Here is a 17,179-nt window from a genome sequence, read left to right as displayed (position 1 = left end):
CGGGCGTCACGCGATTGGTTGATAAATCGTTGCGTGTCTTTGCACAGGAAGAAAGAGCCCCATGTCGATCACGCCGCCAGCTGCCGTTGCGACGACCTCTCCCCGGAACGCCGCCGCTTCGGCGTTCGAGCAAAATCTGAACGCGGCGAAGTCCAGCCAGATTCTGGTCGACTACATGAAGCAGAGCGGCAAATCCGCGATCAACGCGGGCGAGTTGACGCGGCTCGCCAACGCCAGCGGCAACGTCCCGTCCGATGTCTCCGCAGCAGCGTCCTACATGACCCGCCACAGCGACGTCTTCACCGCGATCGAAACCCACGACGTTGCCGGCAAGGACGGCCTTTCCGGCGTCTGGAACTTCGAATGGGCGGCTGGCGGCGGCCTGCAGAACAGCTCGGTCGAGGCGATGGCGGCCATGACCGACGCCTTCGACCGCGCCATCTCGGCCTCGGCGGAGATCACGGAAGTCACCACGGGCAAGAAGACCGAAATCGACGCCACCAAGCAGCGTCCGCAGAACTAAGGGGCTCGCCGTCCGGAAGGACGCAGAAGCGCGCCTCTGACATCATGGCCGGCTGGCTGCAGCCGGCCCGCGGCCACTGCGTCTTCCCCGCGAGGAAGTCGGTTCATCTCGCAGACCGCATGGTGTCCGCGAAAGCCGCGGGTGACGCCGGGGTGCTGAGCGCTCTGGACTGGCCGTTCCCCCGATCCGAGCGGCACCCCCGCTGTAACGCCGCCGCCATGCGACGGCCGGTCGGATACCCCTCTCTCGTCAGAAGACGACGACCTTCGCGCCGATCCCGACCCTCGCATAGAGATCGATGACGTCGGTATTGGTCATGCGGAAGCAGCCGGAAGAGCTGGCCTGTCCGACCGATTCCGGCTCGTTGGAGCCGTGAATGCGATAGAGGGTGCTTCCGAGATATAGCGCACGGGCGCCGAGCGGATTGGCCGGGCCGCCGGCCATGTGCCGTGGCAAGTCGGGACGGCGGGCCAGCATGTCCGCCGGCGGGCGCCATTCCGGCCATGGCCGCTTGGCGCTGACCTTCTCCGTTCCACGCCAGCCGAAGCCTTCGCGGCCAACGCCGACGGCATAGGACTGCGCCCAACCGCCGCCCTCGACGAAATAAAGCCGGCGCGCCGCGGTGTCGATCAGCACCGTTCCCGCCGGCTCGCGGGTATCGTAGGCCACGCGCTGCCGCGACGTTACGCCGGACACCGAGGATGCCGGCATTTCCGGCGCACGGTCCCCCGCGGCAGCTCCATTGCGGCGGCCAGGATGGAGGAGAAAGCCGACATAGCCATCTCCCACGGCGACGCCGCCGTCTTCGGTCAGCGCGGGCGCCGCGATGTCCGCCCCGACGCGGGCTGTCTGCGCCACAACCATCGGTCCCGGCAGGAAGAGGAACAGACCGAGCGTCGCCGCCAGCGGGCGGGCAATGCGACAGCGGCGGGCCAGCCGGCGGAGGGCAGAGGAAGACGGCATCGACAGTCCTGGGGAAGGGGAGGAAAAGGACGAAAGGCGGCGCATCAGATCAGCCTTGCGGCGACGAGCAGATCGGCGACCGGCTGGAAGCAGGCTTCCGGCACGGGCTCGCCGGTGCGGGCCGCGCGCGAGATGGCGGTCGCCAGCCCATCGTCGCGCACCACCGGAATGCCGGCGAGCAGCGCCTCGGTAATCATCGTGCGCGCCTGGTCCGGCATGGCGCGGCACACCAGCATCGGCACCGGCGTCTCGCCGCGGACATAGCGGATGCCGACGGTCCAGCCTTCGGGCGTGCCGATCAGCAGCGAAGCCTGCATCAAACCGGTCTTGGTCGCGAGCGCCTGCATCTCGCGGCGCTGGCGCTGGCGCTGCTGTCGCACCATCGGGTCGCCATCGGCATCGCGGGTCTCGCGCTTGCGCTCGGTCTTGGTCATCTTCATGTCGCGGCCGAACAGCCAGTTCTGCAGGAGCACGTCGACGATGCCGACGATGAGGAAGCCCACCACGGCGGTGATCACCAGCGGCTGCAGGATGGAGAAGAAGCTACCGGAGATGCAGGAAGGGCCGCAGGCCGAGGATTGCATCAAGGCTTGCAGGCCGACGCGGAACACGAGGACGAAGGCAGCGCCGAGCGCGACGATCTTGAACAGCGCCTTGAAGAACTCGACGACGCCGCGCATCGAGAAGATCCGCTTGAAGCCGGCGATCGGACTGATGTGCTCGGGGTTCGGGGTGATCGGCTCGACCGAAAACACCAGGCCGCGCATCGCGCCGATATTGGTGAGGATGATGGCGGCGACGCTGACCAGCAGCATGGGCACGCTGAGGTCGACGAGGATCTTCAAGCCGATCGCCACGACCCTCGGCCAGACCTCGGCGAACGGGTCCTCGTAGATCCGCGAGACCAGGTCGATCAGCGCCGCGACCTTGTCCTGGACGTCGCCGCCGACCATGGCGAGGAAGATCGTTGAGGCGAGGATGACGACGCCCGAGACGAGGTCCTGGCTCTTCGAGACCTGGCCTTTCCTGCGGGCGTCGCGGAGCTTCTTGTCGGAGGCCGGAAGGCTTTTCTCTTCGCTCGTCTGGCTCATGCGGCCGTCCGCGTCAAAGACCTGGGGGAAAGGAGGTTTTGCCGCAACACGAGCCCTGCCGAATGCCCCGCCGGCCGGCCCCTTGCGTTGTCAGCCCCGGCCCGACCGACTAGGAACAGGGGGCGCCACGGGAGAACGACGCGATGAACCTCCGCACTTTGTCCTTGCTTCTCCTCGTCAGCGCTGGCGCTGCCGGCTGCACCACCACGTCGCACCAGACAGCCGCCGGCAAGGCGCCGAGCGGTGAGGAGGCGCGGCTCGTCCGGCTGGCGGCCGACGTCGAGCGGCGCGGCGACCGCAAGACGGCGCTGGCGCTCTACGAGCGGGCGGTGAAGGTCTCGTCGAACGTTCCCGCCGCCAATGTCCGGCTCGGCAATGCCCGGCTTGCGGCGGGCGAACCGGATTCGGCGGCGGTCGCCTTCCGCGGTGCTCTCGACGCCGAGGCGCAGAACCCGGCGGCTCTCCTCGGCCTCGGCACGGCACAGCTGCGCGCCGGCCAGTTGGAAAGCGCGGCGCGCACGCTCGCCGTCGCGAGCCCCTTGGTGAAGACGCCGTCGGCCTATAACCGGCTGGGCACGGCGCTCGTGCTCACGGGTGACGGCAACGGCGCCTTCAAGGCCTTCAGCGCAGCGTCGAGCCTCGATCCCGGCAATCTCGACACCCGATCGAACCTCGCGCTTGCCGAGGTTCTGGCCGGCCGCAACGACGAGGCGATCGCCGGCATGCGCCAGGTCACGGCCTCGCCGCGCGCCGAGGCCCGGCATTTCCGCAATCTGATGCTGGTGATGACGCTGGCCGGCCGCGATGCGGATGCTGCGGCCGTCGCCGTACCGGACTATCCGGAGGCGGAGAAGCGCAAGTTCCTCGCCGATGCCGGCAAGGTGCGCAAGATCAAGGCGCCGGCGGACCGCGCCCGCGCCATCGGCCTCCTCGCCGCCGCCTGAGCACGCCGTCGGCAGCGACATCAGTCGGTCGATCCGCGGGTGTCGAGCCCCTCGGGCACCTTCGCGCCGCCGGCCGTCGGCGCGCCGTCGATCATCCGCCGGGCCGCCCGCGCCACCGGCGCTGCCATCGCCGGGCCGCTGCGGCGGCCGTGCAGCAGATCGCTCTCGCGTTCCACCATCATTTGCAGGTTCAAATTGTTGGCGCAGCCCGGCGGCAGGAACATCGGCTGTTCCGCAACGTCCGGGGTGATGCAGGCGTCCGGCACCAGCGCGCCGCCCTCTGCCGCGGCGCTGACGTCATAGCCCTTGCGCACCACGCGGCTGCGGCCATTGCCGTCATCGAGCCGCGTATAGTTCGGCGAATAGGGCAGCGGATCACGCTGCGGCGTCTCGCACGCCGAGACGGCCAAGACGAGGGCGACGGCGCACAGCGAACGGGACCAGGCCATCACGGACATTCCTTTGCGATCAATCGACATAGAAGCCGAAGCCGGTATTGGTCTTCATGCGGTTGCTGGCGGTCGGACCCGACAGGGCGCCTTTCGGGCTGTCGAGCGGCGTCTTCAGGCTGCGCGCCGCCACCGGCTCGACGAGATAGGGGGTGATGAGGATCACCAGTTCGGTCTCGTTGCGCTGGAATCGCTTCGACTTGAACAGATTGCCGATCACCGGCATGTCGCCGAGCACCGGCAGCTTCTCGACGTCCTGTGAGGCGTTGCGCTGGAAGAGGCCAGCGATGGCGAAGGTCTGGCCGCTGCCGACCTCCACCGTCGTGTCGGCACGGCGCACCTGCAGCGAGGGGATCGACATGTTGGCGATGCTGACCATGCCGGCGGCCGACAGGCTGCTGACCTCCGGCCGGACCCGCATCGAGATCCGCTCGTTCGGCAGCACCGTCGGCGTGAACAGCAGCGACACGCCGAACTGCTTGTACTCGATGCCGATCTGATCGCCGCTGACCGGCACCGGTATCGGAATTTCGCCGCCGGCGAGGAAGCTTGCGGTCTGGCCGGTCAAAGCGGTGATGTTGGGCTCGGCCAGAATGGTGAGGATGCCGTTCGCCTGCAGCGCCTCGAGGAGGACGTCGACGCTGCTGCCGCCGGAGGACAAGCCGCCGCTGATGGCGTTCGAGCCGCCGCCTGCCGCTTCTGCCGCCAGCGCGCCGCCGCTGACGAAACCGAAGGAGAACGAGCCGGCGTTGACGAAGGCGTCCCAGCTGATCCCGTAGCGCATCAGCTGGTTGCGCGACACCTCGGCAAAGCGCACGCGGATGTTGACCTGGCTCGAGCCGGCAATCGTCGTGTTGTTGATCGCCGGAACGCTCGGGGTGGCGTAGGTGTCGAGGACCGCTGCGGTGTCGACGGCCTCCTGGACGTTGGCGACTTGGCCCTTGGCGACCGGGCGGTCGCCGAACAGGGCGATATCGATGGTGCTGTTGGGCTGCAGCGCCTTCTGGCTCTCCTGCACCGGCCGCGGATCGGCGACGACCCAGAAGTCCACCGTGCCGCGGGTGGTCTCGTCCGGGCTCAGCGCCACGAGATTGGTGCGGCCGATTTTCAGCCCGTAGACATAGACGACGCCGGGCGAGACGACGCGGACGTCGGCGACCTTCGCATCGGCGACGAAGACCGATTCCACCGGCTGGTCGAAGCGCAGGATGCGGCCCTGGCCAGCCGGCAGCATGACGGCCTCGCCCGCCTTGCCGTCGACCTTCATGCCTTCTGCCGTCGCCGCCTGCGGCATGAGGGCAATGGCAAAGCACAGGACCGCCACCCGAAGGGCGGTCCACTGGAAGCGGTATTGATTCATGCTGGAAATGTCCCGGCTGCCGTCACGCCGATGGCGCGGAGTTGTCCGATGATTCTTGGTGGACCGGCCGAGCACCACCGACACCCGCCAGCTTGGCTCAAGCTGTCTTTTCGACGAGCGGCGTCGCTTCTCGGTCGGGGGTACGGTTCTGTCCAATCGGCCGCTGCCGGCGGCTGTTGCCGTCGGTCGGCAGGCTGATCGAGGCGAGGGCCTGCACGCTGAATTCCGGTGCGATCTCCTGGTAGGAGAGAACGGGGATATCGATGTCGTTGCGGATCAGAAGGTTGCGCAGCACGCGGCGGATCTCCATCGACACGACGACGGTCGGCGACGCCTCCGGTCCGGCGGCATCGATCTCCCGCCGGAGCTGTGTGACGATCGAGCGCGAGGCGTCCTCCGGGAGCGCCAGGAGCAAGCCGACCCCGGTCTGCTTCATCGCGCCGCGCACCAGGTCCTCGGTGCTTCGCGCCAGCACATAGGCGGTCAGCACCCGGTTCATCTCGGCATAGCGGTGGCAGATCTGGCGCCCGAGCGAAGCGCGCACCCTTTCGGTGAGCACCGTGGTGTCGCCCTCGCGCGGCGCCCATTCGACCAGCGCCTCCAGCACCGCGCGCAGGTTGCGGACGGGGACGTCCTCTTCCACCAGCCGCCGGAGGATGTCGGAAAGCTTTTGCAGCGGCACGACGCGCACGGCTTCCTTGACCAGCTCGGCGTAGTCGCCTTCCATCTCCGTCAGGAGTTCGCGGGTTTCCTGGATGCCGACGAAATGCGCGGCGTAGCGGCGCAGCGTCTGCCCGCAGCATTCGCCGAGCGTGCCCGCGGTGTCGACATAGCCGATGCCGGCCTCCCGCATCGCTCCCGCATGCTCGCCGTCGATCCAGACCGAGCGGCGACGTCGGAGCAAAGGCGGGCCGTTGCGGAACGGAATCTGCAGCAGCTCCAGATGCATCGGGTCGTCGTGCAGCATCAGGCCGCCGGCCGGCAGTTCGCCCTCCATCACCGGCACGCCCTCCAGGTCGATGCGGAACCGGTCGGGCGCCATCGCCCGGTCGAGCCGCATCTCCACGGCCGGCACTTCTACGCCGAGATCGGCATTCAGCGCTTGCCGGGCATGGTCCGCCTCGGTGCGGAAACGCTCGGCGGGAATCGCCTCGAACAAGCCGGCGCCGACAAAGGCGATGACCCGGTGGCGGGTCTGTCCGCCCGAGAGAATGACGGTCTCCGCCTCGATCTCGTCTTCGGCCGCAGTCGAAGTTGCCGGGACCAGAGCCGTCACGGGCGGCCGCGTGCGCATCTTGCTGCGGTGCAGGCGCCAGGCGAAGCCGCCGAGAATGGCGGCAAGCGCGAAGAACACCAGCATCGGGAAGCCCGGAACGAAACCGGTCATGAAGAGGATCACCGCCGCCAGCGCCAGCGCCTTCTCGTTGGCGCCAAGCTGGCGCACGATCTCGCTGCCGAGATCGCCCTCGACGTCGGAGGCGACGCGCGTCACCACCGTGCCGGCGGCGATGGCGATCAGCAGGGCCGGGATCTGGGCGATCAGTCCGTCGCCGACGGTGAGCAGCGAATAGGTGTGGGCGGCATCGGCAAACGTCATGCCGCGCTGCATGATGCCGATCAGCAGGCCGCCGATCAGGTTGACGAAGACGATGACGAGGCCGGCGATGGCATCGCCCTTCACGAATTTCATGGCGCCGTCCATGGCGCCGTAGAGCTGGCTTTCGCGCTCCAGCCGCGAGCGGCGGCGCCGTGCCTCGGCCTGCTCGATGTCGCCATTGCGCAGGTCGTTGTCGATGCTCATCTGCTTGCCCGGCATGGCGTCGAGCGTGAAGCGGGCGGCGACCTCGGCGACGCGCTCGGCGCCCTTGGTGATCACGATGAACTGCGCCGTGGTGATGATCAGGAAGATCACCAGACCGACCACGACCTCGCCGCCGATGACGAAGTCGCCGAAGGTCGCGACGATCTGGCCGGCATCGGCATGCAAGAGGATCAGCCGCGTCGTGGTGATCGACAGCGCCAGGCGAAACAGCGTGCCGAGAAGGATGATCGGCGGCAAGGCGGAGAATTCGACGGGATGGCTGACGTAGAAGGCGACGATCAGCGTCAGCAGGCTGAGGGCGATGTTGATGGCGATCAGCACGTCGACCATCGCCGTCGGCAGCGGGATGACCATCATCACCACCGACAGCATCATGAAGATGGCGACGACGACGTCTGACCGCTGCGCGGCAAGACGCGCCAGCCAGCTCAGCCGTCCGAGCATTCCGGTCAAGGCAGCCTCCGCAGTTCGACATAGTCCCTGAAGCAGCCGCGGGCTTCGACCGGCCGGCCGGCGACGAAGAGGGCGCGGGCCCTCAGCAGCATGGCCGCCGGCGCCATGCCGCCTTCCAGCACCGCCAGCCGGTCGATCGCCACCAGCGCACGTTCGCCCGCGCCATTGGCGACGAAGGCGGCCGCCAGCGTGCGCAGGACGCCGGGGTGGTCGGGCTCGATCCGGTAGGCGATCAGCAGGAAGATCAGCGCGCGGCTTTCCTGGCCGTTGCGCATGTAGAGATAGCCCAGCGAATGCAGGAGCTCCGCCGCGGCGGCGTCGGGCGTGGTCAAGACAGGTCGGCCTCTTTCATCCGCTCCTCGATCTCGCGGCGCCGGGCGATCTCCTCCTCGAGCACGGCGCCGGCAAGGGCGGAGATTTCCTCGTCCGCGCCGAGGCGCGGCAGGACGACATCGACGACATGGGCGAGGAGGTCGAGCGAGCGCCCGGCATTGAAGATGCCGGGATCGACGATCTCGGGCATGACCAGCTGCTCGATCTCCTCGCGCAGCGACGTCTGCCGGGCCGGCGCCCGGCGGCCGCGCAGCATGACCTCGAAGGCCTCGATCTGGACGCGTGTCGCCGGATCGGCCTTGCGGCCGGCATCGACGAGGGCGCGGTCGAGCCGTTGCCGTTCGATCGGGCGAGCGATGTCGCTCATTCGGCCGGTCCGGCGGAGGAGGAGATGGCGTGCCTCATAGCGTCAGGGCGAACTCTTCGCCGCCGCGCGTGAGCAGGATATGGCCCTTCCGGATCGACTTGATCGCCCAGCCGTCCCGCAGCGCGGCGCCGGGATAACGGCGCTCGCCCTTGGCATCGATGACATAGGGGTCCTTGCCGAACCACACGGCCTGGAAGTCGAACTGCGGCGCCTTGGCGATCGCGGCAGCGCCCACCGTGCTGGTCAGGACGTAGCGCTGTCCGAGCTGGCCGTCGAACCAGCGCTGGACGCCTTCCCAGGCGGTGCGACCGGCGGGCGGCAGCGCGCCACTGACCTGGAAGTGTCGGCCATCCTGCAGCACCTTAAGCTGCCCGAGCCCCGCGGCTTCGATCTTCTGCTGCAACAGCGTGGCGACATCGGCGTCGCTCGGCGTAACGGCTGCGGCGGCCGGCTCCGGTCCGAGAGAGGCGCGCAGGTCGGCTGCCGGTGTCGGCGGCTCGGCCATCGTCGCCGCCTCGGGCGCCGTCAGGATATTGGCTTGCACCGCGACGATCGGTACGACCACGAGGGTCAGCAACCCGATCCAGGTGAGCAACCGGCGCACGACGGGGGCGGAAAGACGGGCCTGGCCGATGCTGATGCGGGCGTCGCCGAGACCGATCTCCGCCGGCAGCAATGCCTTGCAGCCCTGGCCGCGGCGAAGCAGCACGCCGCCCTTCACCATGACGTCGCCGCCGACGGCGTCGATGGCGACGGTCTTTCCATAGAAGCGAAGCCGGACATGGTCGTCGGCAACCGCGTCGTCGGCAAGAATGAGGTCTGAATTGCGCGAGTGGCCGATCGTGCAGCTGCTGCCGTCGATGGGAACCCTGACGCCGCTGTGGACGCCGGCGATCACCTGCAGCACCGGTCCGGCGAAAGCGGGTTCGCGAAGGGCAAGCGGCATGCGCGAGGGGGAGGTGAGGGTCGAAGACATGGTGAACAGGACCTCGCTTCGCGCGGACGGCTTCGACGAGATGGCGGTTCGCGGAAGACGGGCAGGCGCTGTCGAAAGCCGCGGACCGGAAGGCCGGCGACGGGAACGCAGACACGTAGGAAAGACGCGGGCGCCGAACGCCCGCGTCTCAAGGTTTTAGTTCTGCGGACGCTGCTTGGTGGCGTCGAGCTCGGTCTTCTTCTCGGTGGTCACCTTGGTGATTTCGGCCGACTTCATGATGGCCGAGTCGAAAGCGTCGGTCATGGCTTTGATCGCCGAGTCAGCACCGGTGGAGGTGGAAACTGCAGGGGTGTTGGACATGGTTCGGCTCCAGAATTGACTGTTGGTCGCAATCCGCCCTCCCGAAGCGGAGACGGTTGCTATCGTCGGTCCGCACGTTTTCGGCGCCGTCGATGGCCCCAAATTGTACGATCAACTGAATAAATCAACGACTAATTTATGAAATCTGAGATTGTCTATGCTGATAATCGTCATAAACCTGTAACAAAAACTTCACAAAATATGCGCTCGTCTGGATTGCGAATAAATATACAGAACGTGCTGGACTTGTACTGAACCTATTGGATAGGTTCCGGCGCAAATCGGCATTGGCAAGAGCGTTTGGTTGGTAATGGTAGCAAGCAATAGTCTTCGACTGAGCGGCTTGCTGGTCGTAAGGCACGGTGTGCCCAACAGCGCGTCGGCACCGCTTGCCCGCCGGCGGGTGCAAGGCGCCTTGCGCCATCTCCTGGCCATCGCCGTTCTCGGTCTGGCGCTGCCGGCCGCTGCCGAAACCGCCTGGTTCGACAAGCCCTATGGTTACGTCGTCATCGACCAGGACGTGCGCGCCGCGCTGACCGAGTTCGGGCGCAACCTGCACTTGCCGGTTGTGATGTCCGATGCGGTCAAGGGGCGGATCCGCGGCGAGGTCAGCGCGGAGAAGGCGGGCCCGTTTCTCGACCGGCTGGCTGCTGCCAATGGCTTGACCTGGTATTTCGATGGCGCCGTCCTGAACGTCAGCGCCGAGTCCGAGTTCGCGACGCGCGTCCTCAACACCGGGCGGCTGGGCAGCAAGGCGGTTGCCGCCGAGATGCGCCAGCTCGGGCTGTTCGACGAACGCTTCACCCTTCGCGCCTCGCCCGACGGCCGCGTCCTCACGGTGTCGGGGCCGCCGGCCTACGTCGCGGCGGTCGATCAGCTGGTCCAGCGGATGCAGCCGCCGCCGATGGTCGCCGGTGACGATCCGCGGGTGCGGGTGTTTCGCGGCGGTATGGCCACCGAAGTGGTGGCGGCGCCCGGTGCCGCAACTTCTGCGCCGCCACCGCGATAGCCGGCGCCGAGACGGCGCGGCCGGACTGGCTGCGCCGACCAAGCGTCAGGGGCAAAAGCTCCGGGCGTCGTTCGAACGAAGACTTCGACCAACGAACACTTTGAACCACGAAGCCTTCGAACCACGAAGACTTTGAACCACGAAGATTTTGAACAAGGAGAAGACCCATGGCCATCTCGTCGATTTCCGGTTCCGATTCCGTTGCTGCGACCGCCGGGCCGGACGAAGCCAAGTTCAATGCCGCCGTCGAGACCGCCGAGGGCGGCATGACGCCCGAACTGCTCGACGTCATGGTCACGGGTGCGATCACCGTCGGCGGCCAGATGATCATCATGCCCCAGGCGAACGAGATCCTGAAGGAAGCGATGGCCGACGACGAATAGGGCGCCGCCCGTACGAGAGGACGCGGACAAAGCGCTCTGTCTTGCCGGGCCTGAAGCATCCTTCTGCGACCGGGTGCGACCACCCCTCGCGGAAGGCCCCCGCTGCCGCCCGTTTCACCGCACTCGCCTGGAGGATGCGTCATGACCCCGACAGTTCCCGCCGCCGGACTGGCGCCCGCCCCGCCGGCGGCCCCGGACATGGTGCCGCAGGCATCGCAGAACCTGTTCGAGCACATTGCTGCCAATGCCCGCGGACTGCCGGAGGGGGCCAATCCCAGCCAGCTCGGCCAGGACATCATGCAGCACCTGCAAGGCTTCTTCGAGCGCTCCTCGAGCTTTGCCGAACGCGCCGGCAAGCTGGTCCAGGGCGCGCCGGAGGCTTCAAGCAGCGGCCAGTTCGCCAGCCTCGGCTCCCAGCCTGTCGCCAATGCCGACCCTGGCAAGCCAGGCGTCGACGGCCAGCAGATGTCGCGGGTGGTCGAGTCGCTCAGCATGATGTTCGACCATTCGATCGAAACGCAGATGGTGGTGCGCGGCGCCACCCAGGTCTCGGGCGCGGCGAACACGCTCCTGCGCGGCCAATGAGACCTCGGCCCACCCGCGCCCCCCGGCCCGTGCCCAGTCCGGGCGTGCTGCGCCATCTCGGCAAGGCGGCGGCGATCCTTGCCGCCGCGCTTTTCCTTCAGGCCTGCGACGTCAACCTCTACACCAACCTCGCCGAGCGCGAGGCGAACGGCATGGTCGCGGCACTTCTTCACCGCGGCATTCCGGCGAGCCGCGTGCTGCAGCCGGATGGGCGGATCACCGTGGTCGTCGACGAAGGCCGTCTCGCCGACGCGGTGCAGACGCTGGAGGAGGCGGGCCTGCCCAAGCCGGAATTCGCCTCGATGGGAAAGGTCTTCGAGCGCGATGGCCTGGTCGCCTCGCCCGTCCAGGAGCGCGCGCAGATGATCTACGCCCTGTCCGAGGAACTCTCGCGCACGGTGTCGGAGATCGACGGCGTGCTCTCGGCCCGGGTGCATGTCGTCCTGCCCGACAACGATCCGCTGCGCCGGGACTCCGCGCCGTCTTCGGCCTCCGTCTTCATCCGCCACGAGGCCAGCCTCGACATCAACCCGCTGATTCCGCAGATCAAGACGCTGGTGGCGAACGGCATTGCCGGGCTGTCCTACGAGAAGGTCTCGGTGATCCCCATCGCCGCCCCGGCGCGGGCGGCGGGCAGCGCCGGCAGCCTGCCGCCGCTGGTGCCGGTGTTCGGGGTCTGGATGCTCGAGGCGAGCGTTGGCCGCGCCGGCTGGATCGTCGGCACGCTGTCCCTTCTGGTGCTCGGCCTTGCAGGCACGCTGGCGGCGCTCGTCTGGCGCCAGCGCCAGCGCCGCACCTATGACTTGGTCCCGCAGAAATGATGCCGACAGTCATAAACGCAGCTGATGGGACGCAGAGCCGCGCCGCCGAGGGGTGGGACGCCTATCTCGCCGAGCCCGTGCGCGATGCCGATCCTCAGCGCTTTGCCGCCTGCTTCCGCGCGCCGGGTCTTTCGCCAACGCTTGAGGCAATGGCGGCCGAGCCGCGGTTCTCGGCGCGGCTGGCGAGCCTGCTTTCGGCTCGTCTTGCCGTGTCCGGCCCTGCCGGGGCGATGCCGGTGCCGGTGCAGGCCGACCTCCTCGTCGCCCGCCTCGGACGTGTGGATTTCGAGGCGCTGGCGCTGCCTTGCGGGGCCGTCTTCTGGTCCGGCGCCTTCGTGCGCGAGATCCGCAAGGCCGTGGTCACCGCAATGGCCGAAAGGTTTGGCGAGGCGGCGTTCGACGCCGCCCTGTCGCACCGCGAGCTTGGCGGCAACCGTCCGGTCCCTGCCGACCTCGATGCGCTGGAAAAGGTGATCCTTGCCGATGGCCGCGCTTGCCTTGCCGCCTGGATCCAGTCGCTGCCCGAGCCGATCGGCCGCCGCGTCCGGCTGAAATGGCCGGATGACGCGGCCGTCCCGGCGACGGCCGATGCGCAGCTCCTGGCGCGCGGCCCCTTGATCGTGCGCCGGGTCGCCGCCGACATCCATGCTGCCGCTTCCGAAAGGGCCGCGTCGTGAACGGATTGCCCGCCCGTCCCGGCGGCAAGATCCTGCGTTCTGCCGAGGCGGCGAGCTGGATCGATGGCTATGCCTTCCGCGACAGCGCGCGGGCCGAGGCGGAGGCGCTGCTGTCGACGACCCGCGACGTCGTCGAGCGTGCGCGCGCCGAGGGTGAGGCCGCCGGCCGCAAGGCCGGCGAGGCAGCGGCCGCCGCGCTGCTGATGCAGACCCAGGTCGACGTCTCCAGCTATCTCGCCGGCCTCGAAGGCCGGTTGGCCGACCTTGCGCTGTCGATCGTGCGCCAGATGCTGGCGAGCTTCGACCAGGCCGAATTCGTCCGGGCGGTCGCCGCAGAGGCGATCGCGGCGTTTCGCGATGCCGAGGAGGTCGTGGTGCGCGTGGCGCCAGGCCTCGCCGCGTCGGTCGAGGCGCTGTTGACGGCGTCGACGGCCGCCGGACCGCGCGTCCGCGTGGAAGCCGATCCGCACCTCACGGATTTCCAGTGCATCGTCACCAGCCCGGTCGCCAGCATCGACGTCGGGCTCGACGCGCAGCTTGGCGCGATCCGCTCCGCGATGATCGGCGGCGGCGCATGACTGCCGCCCGCTTCGATTTCGATGCGCTGTTGCCGCGCCTGTCGGCGGCGGCGGCGGGCGCCGAGCCGCGGCCGGTCTACGGCCGGGTGCGGCAGATTCGCGGCGTCATCGTTCATGCGAACCTGCCGATGGCCCGGATCGGCGAGCTTTGCTATCTCCGCGACCCCGTCACCGGGCGGCAGGTGCCGGCCGAGGTCATCGGCTTCGAGGACGAGGAGACGATCCTCACCCCGATCGGCGGGCTGGACGGCATGTCGACCAGAGCCGAGGTGATCCCGACCGGCCGCGCCCTCAGCGTTCCCGTCGGCGATGGCCTGCTCGGCCGCGTCATCAGCCCGCTCGGTGCCTTCCTCGATGAGGGGCCGTCCGTCCTCTCGGCCGCTGAGGATTATCCGGTGAATGCCGAGCCGCCTTTGGCGATGCAGCGCGACCTGATCGAGCATCCGCTGCGCCTCGGGGTGCGCGCCATCGATGGCCTTCTCACCGTCGCGCGCGGCCAGCGCGTCGGCATCTTCGGCGAGCCGGGTGTCGGCAAGTCGTCCCTGCTGGCGTCGATCATCGGCGGCACCGAGGCCGACGTCATCGTCGTCGGGCTGATCGGCGAGCGCGGGCGGGAAGTGCGTGAATTCGTCGACGTGCAGCTCGGCGCAGAGGCGCGCCACAAAGCCGTGACGGTCGTCGCCACCTCGGACCGTCCGGCGATCGAGCGCGTCAAGGCGGCCTATGTCGCCACCGCCATCGCCGAGTATTTCCGCGATCAAGGCCGCCACGTGCTGCTGTTGATGGACAGCGTCACCCGGTTTGCGCGGGCGCAGCGCGAGATCGGCCTGGCCGCTGGCGAGCCGCCGACCCGGCGCGGTTTCCCGCCGTCCTTCTTCGCCGCCTTGCCGCGCCTCCTGGAGCGGGCGGGACCCGGCCGCGGCGGCTCGATCACCGCGCTCTACACCGTCCTGACCGAAGGCGAGGGCGGGCTCGATCCCGTCGCCGAGGAGACCAAGGCGATCCTCGACGGCCACATCGTCCTCAGCGCCGAACTCGCCCAGCGCAACCACTTTCCGGCGATCGACGTCCTGAAGAGCCGCAGCCGCCTGATGGACACGGTGGCGGGTGCCGATCACCGGCGCGATGCCGGCCGGGTGCGCGACCTGATGGCGCGCTACCAGGATGTCGAACTGCTGCTCAGGATCGGCGAATACGCCGCCGGCCATGACGCGCTCGCCGACGAGGCGGTCGCCCGGCATGCCGCCATCGAGGCCTTCCTGCGCCAGGACGCGCGGGACCGCTCGTCCATGCCCGAGACGCTGCGGCGCCTGCAGGGGCTGCTGGCGTGATCCGGCGGGCCGATATCGACCGGCTGGTCGCCTTGCGCCGGATGCGCGAAGAGCGGGCCGAGCGCGCCGTCGCGCGCCAGACGGACGTCTGCCGGAAGACGGCAGGTCTCGTGGCCGTGGCCGACATCGCCCTCGACGACCATGCCACGGCCGCCGAAGCGCGCGAGCGCCTCTTCTTCGAGGCGATCCTCGGGCGGCCGATGCCGCAGACCGCGCTCGGACGCTCGACCGATACGGCGCTGGCCTCCGAGCATCGCCGGACCGAGCTGGAAGCGGCCCGGGCCGCGGTCCTCGCGCTGGCCGTGGCAGCCGACGACATGCTGGGCCAGCGCCAGGCGGAACGCCTCGAGCGGCGGCGCGACGCCGACCGTCTTTCGGAAGTCGCCCACCACCTTCGCCGGGCCGAGACGCTGCAAGAGGAAGTCCTCGCCGAGCTGTCGGCGGAAGACGACGCCACCTTCCGGCGCAGACGGGAATGCTGATGCTGCCCGAGTTACCGGACCTGCCGCCGGCGCCTTCATCGCCGGCACGGCACGCCTTGCCGACCCTGCCGCGCGTCCTGCCGGAGGCGGTCGTCGTGATCAACCGGCTGAGCCGGACACGCCCGGCGCTGCGCCTGACGGTGCTCGGCCGCCCGGCGACCGTCCGGTTGTCCCTGCTGGGGGCGTCGGATCCCACTGTAATGTCCGTCGCTCTTCGCATCGGCGAGTCGACCGGACGGATCTCCCTGCCGCAGCATCTCGTCGGACGCGCCGAGGCGCAGCTGGCAATCGGGGCGACACTCCTCGCCGAAGAACCGGCACAGCGGGCCATCCTGGTCGAGTTTGCCCTTCTAAGTCTTCTCGGGCCGATCGAGCAGAGGCTCGGCCAGCCGATCCGCATCCTTCCCGAGGATCCGGCCGGGCTCGGCGTCTTGCCGCTGGCTCTCACCGTGACGCTCGGCTTCGAGGATGGCACCAGGACCGCCTGCCGATTGGAGCTGTCGGTCGACCTCGCGGCACGGCTCGCCGTCGAACTCGACCGGCTGGCGCCGCCGGCATCCCTCGACGCCGCCGCCATTCCGGTGGAACTGGTGCTGTCAGCCGGATGGCAGGACCTCAGCCTGTCCGAGCTCGGCAGCCTGTCGCCGGGCGATGTCGTGATGCTGGAGGGGACCACAACTGAGGCCGTGGTCGGCGGCCGGTTGCGCGGGCAGGTGGATGACGCCGATGCCCGTTTTCGCCTTCGGACCGCGCTGCAGGCGGTTTCTCCTCCCCTCCAGAAAGACCGCGATATGAGCGACAAGGACGACGAGAGCGGGATCGGCGCCCTGCCGGTGCGGCTGTTGATGGAGTTCGGACGGGTCGAGATGACCATCGCCGAACTGCGGGCGCTGGCACCGGGCAGCCTGTTGCCGCTCTCGCGTCCGGTCGGGGATGCCGTCGACATCGTTGCCCACGGCCGCCGCATAGGCCGCGGCAGCCTCGTGACCATCGGGGAGGGGCTCGGCGTGCGCATCACCCGTCTCGCCAATGATGCCGGTGCCGCACAGGATGAATGAGTTCCAGCCGAACCTCGTCGCCATTATCCTGCTCGTTTCGACGATCGGGCTGCTGCCGCTCGCCGTGGTGACGATGACCGGCTTCCTGAAAATCTCGGTGGTGCTGTTCCTGATCCGCAATGCGCTCGGCATCCAGCAGTCGCCGCCGAACCTCGTGCTCTACGGCATCGCCTTGATCCTCACCGTCTATGTGACGACGCCGCTCGTCGGCAACATGTACCGCGAGCTCGAAAACCGGACGATCGACATCCAGACCGTCGAGGGCCTCAAGGAGGCGGCCGAGGCGGTGCGCGTGCCGCTGCAGACCTATCTCGCGCGCTTCGCCAATGAGCGGGAGCGGGACTTTTTCATCCAGGCGACGGAGACCGTGTGGTCGGAGGAGGCGCGGGCCGAGCTCAAGAGCGACAATCTCCTCGTGCTGATCCCGGCCTTCGTCAGCTCCGAGCTGACGCGCGCCTTCGAGATCGGCTTCCTCCTCTACATCCCCTTCCTGGTGATCGATCTCATCGTCGCCAACGTCCTGATGGCGATGGGCATGATGATGGTCTCGCCGACGCTGATCTCGATCCCGCTGAAGATCTTCCTCTTCGTCGCCATCGAGGGCTGGTCGCGGCTGATGCACGGCCTGATCCTCAGTTACGGCGGGTAGGCGC

At 68.5% G+C, this 17,179-nt stretch carries 21 protein-coding genes; 12 read left to right on the top strand and 9 right to left on the bottom strand.

Annotated features, from left to right (window positions below):
- Nucleotides 1–61 precede the first annotated feature (61 nt).
- Nucleotides 62–523: a hypothetical protein gene (locus tag ACZLZY_RS07725; RefSeq protein ID WP_472933653.1), complete on the top strand. Its 462-nt coding sequence runs from the start codon at nucleotides 62–64 to the stop codon at nucleotides 521–523.
- Between the two features lie 249 nt (nucleotides 524–772).
- Here the strand turns inward: ACZLZY_RS07725 and ACZLZY_RS07720 are convergent, their stop codons facing one another.
- Entirely contained in the window at nucleotides 773–1,486 is a 714-nt protein-coding gene (locus ACZLZY_RS07720; RefSeq protein WP_472933652.1) for a L,D-transpeptidase, read from the bottom strand.
- 44 nt (nucleotides 1,487–1,530) lie between these two features.
- A complete protein-coding gene (locus ACZLZY_RS07715; protein WP_472933651.1) occupies nucleotides 1,531–2,577 on the bottom strand; it encodes an EscU/YscU/HrcU family type III secretion system export apparatus switch protein in 1,047 nt (348 codons plus the stop codon).
- A gap of 143 nt (nucleotides 2,578–2,720) precedes the next feature.
- On the opposite strand from ACZLZY_RS07715, the gene ACZLZY_RS07710 reads away from it, so the two are divergent.
- Nucleotides 2,721–3,521 carry a tetratricopeptide repeat protein gene (locus ACZLZY_RS07710; protein ID WP_472933650.1) on the top strand — a complete coding sequence of 267 codons (801 nt, stop codon included), beginning with the start codon at nucleotides 2,721–2,723 and terminating at the stop codon, nucleotides 3,519–3,521.
- A gap of 20 nt (nucleotides 3,522–3,541) precedes the next feature.
- Here the strand turns inward: ACZLZY_RS07710 and ACZLZY_RS07705 are convergent, their stop codons facing one another.
- The 7 genes from ACZLZY_RS07705 to ACZLZY_RS07675 all read right to left on the bottom strand — a co-directional run bounded on the left by ACZLZY_RS07705 (nucleotide 3,542) and on the right by ACZLZY_RS07675 (nucleotide 9,602).
- Entirely contained in the window at nucleotides 3,542–3,970 is a 429-nt protein-coding gene (locus tag ACZLZY_RS07705; protein ID WP_472933649.1) for a hypothetical protein, read from the bottom strand.
- Between the two features lie 19 nt (nucleotides 3,971–3,989).
- Nucleotides 3,990–5,330, bottom strand: coding sequence for a type II and III secretion system protein family protein (locus ACZLZY_RS07700; RefSeq protein WP_472933648.1), 1,341 nt, complete (start codon nucleotides 5,328–5,330; stop codon nucleotides 3,990–3,992).
- A gap of 97 nt (nucleotides 5,331–5,427) precedes the next feature.
- Complete coding sequence (gene sctV, locus ACZLZY_RS07695; protein ID WP_472933902.1) at nucleotides 5,428–7,596, bottom strand: type III secretion system export apparatus subunit SctV; 2,169 nt, start codon at nucleotides 7,594–7,596, stop codon at nucleotides 5,428–5,430.
- A gap of 5 nt (nucleotides 7,597–7,601) precedes the next feature.
- Nucleotides 7,602–7,937: a type III secretion apparatus assembly chaperone SctY gene (gene sctY, locus ACZLZY_RS07690; RefSeq protein WP_472933647.1), complete on the bottom strand. Its 336-nt coding sequence runs from the start codon at nucleotides 7,935–7,937 to the stop codon at nucleotides 7,602–7,604.
- Complete coding sequence (locus ACZLZY_RS07685) at nucleotides 7,934–8,305, bottom strand: hypothetical protein (RefSeq protein ID WP_472933646.1); 372 nt, start codon at nucleotides 8,303–8,305, stop codon at nucleotides 7,934–7,936. The genes sctY and ACZLZY_RS07685 overlap by 4 nt, the downstream gene beginning before the upstream one ends.
- 34 nt (nucleotides 8,306–8,339) lie before the next feature.
- Nucleotides 8,340–9,281: a SctD/MshK family protein gene (locus tag ACZLZY_RS07680; protein WP_472933645.1), complete on the bottom strand. Its 942-nt coding sequence runs from the start codon at nucleotides 9,279–9,281 to the stop codon at nucleotides 8,340–8,342.
- Nucleotides 9,282–9,437: 156 nt separating this feature from the next.
- Complete coding sequence (locus ACZLZY_RS07675) at nucleotides 9,438–9,602, bottom strand: hypothetical protein (RefSeq protein WP_472933644.1); 165 nt, start codon at nucleotides 9,600–9,602, stop codon at nucleotides 9,438–9,440.
- A gap of 364 nt (nucleotides 9,603–9,966) precedes the next feature.
- On the opposite strand from ACZLZY_RS07675, the gene ACZLZY_RS07670 reads away from it, so the two are divergent.
- The 10 genes from ACZLZY_RS07670 (at nucleotide 9,967) to sctR (ending at nucleotide 17,175) form a co-directional block, all read left to right on the top strand.
- Nucleotides 9,967–10,611: a secretin N-terminal domain-containing protein gene (locus tag ACZLZY_RS07670; RefSeq protein WP_472933643.1), complete on the top strand. Its 645-nt coding sequence runs from the start codon at nucleotides 9,967–9,969 to the stop codon at nucleotides 10,609–10,611.
- A 167-nt stretch (nucleotides 10,612–10,778) separates the two neighbouring features.
- Complete coding sequence (locus ACZLZY_RS07665; protein WP_472933642.1) at nucleotides 10,779–10,994, top strand: hypothetical protein; 216 nt, start codon at nucleotides 10,779–10,781, stop codon at nucleotides 10,992–10,994.
- Nucleotides 10,995–11,135: 141 nt separating this feature from the next.
- Nucleotides 11,136–11,579, top strand: coding sequence for a hypothetical protein (locus tag ACZLZY_RS07660; protein ID WP_472933641.1), 444 nt, complete (start codon nucleotides 11,136–11,138; stop codon nucleotides 11,577–11,579).
- Between the two features lie 44 nt (nucleotides 11,580–11,623).
- Nucleotides 11,624–12,400, top strand: a complete 777-nt coding sequence (gene sctJ / locus ACZLZY_RS07655) for a type III secretion system inner membrane ring lipoprotein SctJ (RefSeq protein WP_496253574.1) — start codon at nucleotides 11,624–11,626, stop codon at nucleotides 12,398–12,400.
- Entirely contained in the window at nucleotides 12,400–13,077 is a 678-nt protein-coding gene (locus ACZLZY_RS07650) for a hypothetical protein (protein WP_472933639.1), read from the top strand. Before sctJ ends, ACZLZY_RS07650 begins: the two co-directional genes overlap by 1 nt.
- Entirely contained in the window at nucleotides 13,074–13,655 is a 582-nt protein-coding gene (locus ACZLZY_RS07645) for a FliH/SctL family protein (protein ID WP_472933638.1), read from the top strand. Before ACZLZY_RS07650 ends, ACZLZY_RS07645 begins: the two co-directional genes overlap by 4 nt.
- Complete coding sequence (locus ACZLZY_RS07640) at nucleotides 13,652–14,986, top strand: FliI/YscN family ATPase (RefSeq protein ID WP_472933637.1); 1,335 nt, start codon at nucleotides 13,652–13,654, stop codon at nucleotides 14,984–14,986. The genes ACZLZY_RS07645 and ACZLZY_RS07640 overlap by 4 nt, the downstream gene beginning before the upstream one ends.
- Nucleotides 14,983–15,468 (top strand): hypothetical protein, encoded by a 486-nt coding sequence (locus ACZLZY_RS07635; RefSeq protein WP_472933636.1) that lies wholly within the window; start codon nucleotides 14,983–14,985, stop codon nucleotides 15,466–15,468. Before ACZLZY_RS07640 ends, ACZLZY_RS07635 begins: the two co-directional genes overlap by 4 nt.
- A complete protein-coding gene (gene sctQ, locus ACZLZY_RS07630) occupies nucleotides 15,468–16,526 on the top strand; it encodes a type III secretion system cytoplasmic ring protein SctQ (protein ID WP_472933635.1) in 1,059 nt (352 codons plus the stop codon). The genes ACZLZY_RS07635 and sctQ overlap by 1 nt, the downstream gene beginning before the upstream one ends.
- The gene (gene sctR / locus ACZLZY_RS07625) at nucleotides 16,519–17,175 is read left to right on the top strand and encodes a type III secretion system export apparatus subunit SctR (protein WP_472933634.1); all 657 of its coding nucleotides are present in this window, start codon (nucleotides 16,519–16,521) and stop codon (nucleotides 17,173–17,175) included. The genes sctQ and sctR overlap by 8 nt, the downstream gene beginning before the upstream one ends.
- Nucleotides 17,176–17,179: the final 4 nt, after the last annotated feature.

This window comes from Mesocryomonas lacus, from assembly GCF_055730135.2.
The sequence above is the reverse complement of the archived record's forward strand: the minus strand, read 5'-3'. Positions and strand labels throughout refer to the sequence as shown.

Excerpts from the sequence above, each read along its gene's own strand:
- ACZLZY_RS07725 (WP_472933653.1), top strand. The coding sequence starts at position 62 with ATGTCGATCACGCCGCCAGCTGCCGTTGCGACGACCTCTCCCCGGAAC.
- ACZLZY_RS07720 (WP_472933652.1), bottom strand. The coding sequence starts at position 1,486 with ATGCCGTCTTCCTCTGCCCTCCGCCGGCTGGCCCGCCGCTGTCGCATT.
- ACZLZY_RS07715 (WP_472933651.1), bottom strand. The coding sequence starts at position 2,577 with ATGAGCCAGACGAGCGAAGAGAAAAGCCTTCCGGCCTCCGACAAGAAG.
- ACZLZY_RS07710 (WP_472933650.1), top strand. The coding sequence starts at position 2,721 with ATGAACCTCCGCACTTTGTCCTTGCTTCTCCTCGTCAGCGCTGGCGCT.
- ACZLZY_RS07705 (WP_472933649.1), bottom strand. The coding sequence starts at position 3,970 with ATGGCCTGGTCCCGTTCGCTGTGCGCCGTCGCCCTCGTCTTGGCCGTC.
- ACZLZY_RS07700 (WP_472933648.1), bottom strand. The coding sequence starts at position 5,330 with ATGAATCAATACCGCTTCCAGTGGACCGCCCTTCGGGTGGCGGTCCTG.
- sctV (WP_472933902.1), bottom strand. The coding sequence starts at position 7,596 with ATGCTCGGACGGCTGAGCTGGCTGGCGCGTCTTGCCGCGCAGCGGTCA.
- ACZLZY_RS07685 (WP_472933646.1), bottom strand. The coding sequence starts at position 8,305 with ATGAGCGACATCGCTCGCCCGATCGAACGGCAACGGCTCGACCGCGCC.
- ACZLZY_RS07680 (WP_472933645.1), bottom strand. The coding sequence starts at position 9,281 with ATGTCTTCGACCCTCACCTCCCCCTCGCGCATGCCGCTTGCCCTTCGC.
- ACZLZY_RS07675 (WP_472933644.1), bottom strand. The coding sequence starts at position 9,602 with ATGTCCAACACCCCTGCAGTTTCCACCTCCACCGGTGCTGACTCGGCG.
- ACZLZY_RS07665 (WP_472933642.1), top strand. The coding sequence starts at position 10,779 with ATGGCCATCTCGTCGATTTCCGGTTCCGATTCCGTTGCTGCGACCGCC.
- ACZLZY_RS07660 (WP_472933641.1), top strand. The coding sequence starts at position 11,136 with ATGACCCCGACAGTTCCCGCCGCCGGACTGGCGCCCGCCCCGCCGGCG.
- ACZLZY_RS07650 (WP_472933639.1), top strand. The coding sequence starts at position 12,400 with ATGCCGACAGTCATAAACGCAGCTGATGGGACGCAGAGCCGCGCCGCC.
- ACZLZY_RS07640 (WP_472933637.1), top strand. The coding sequence starts at position 13,652 with ATGACTGCCGCCCGCTTCGATTTCGATGCGCTGTTGCCGCGCCTGTCG.
- sctQ (WP_472933635.1), top strand. The coding sequence starts at position 15,468 with ATGCTGCCCGAGTTACCGGACCTGCCGCCGGCGCCTTCATCGCCGGCA.
- sctR (WP_472933634.1), top strand. The coding sequence starts at position 16,519 with ATGAATGAGTTCCAGCCGAACCTCGTCGCCATTATCCTGCTCGTTTCG.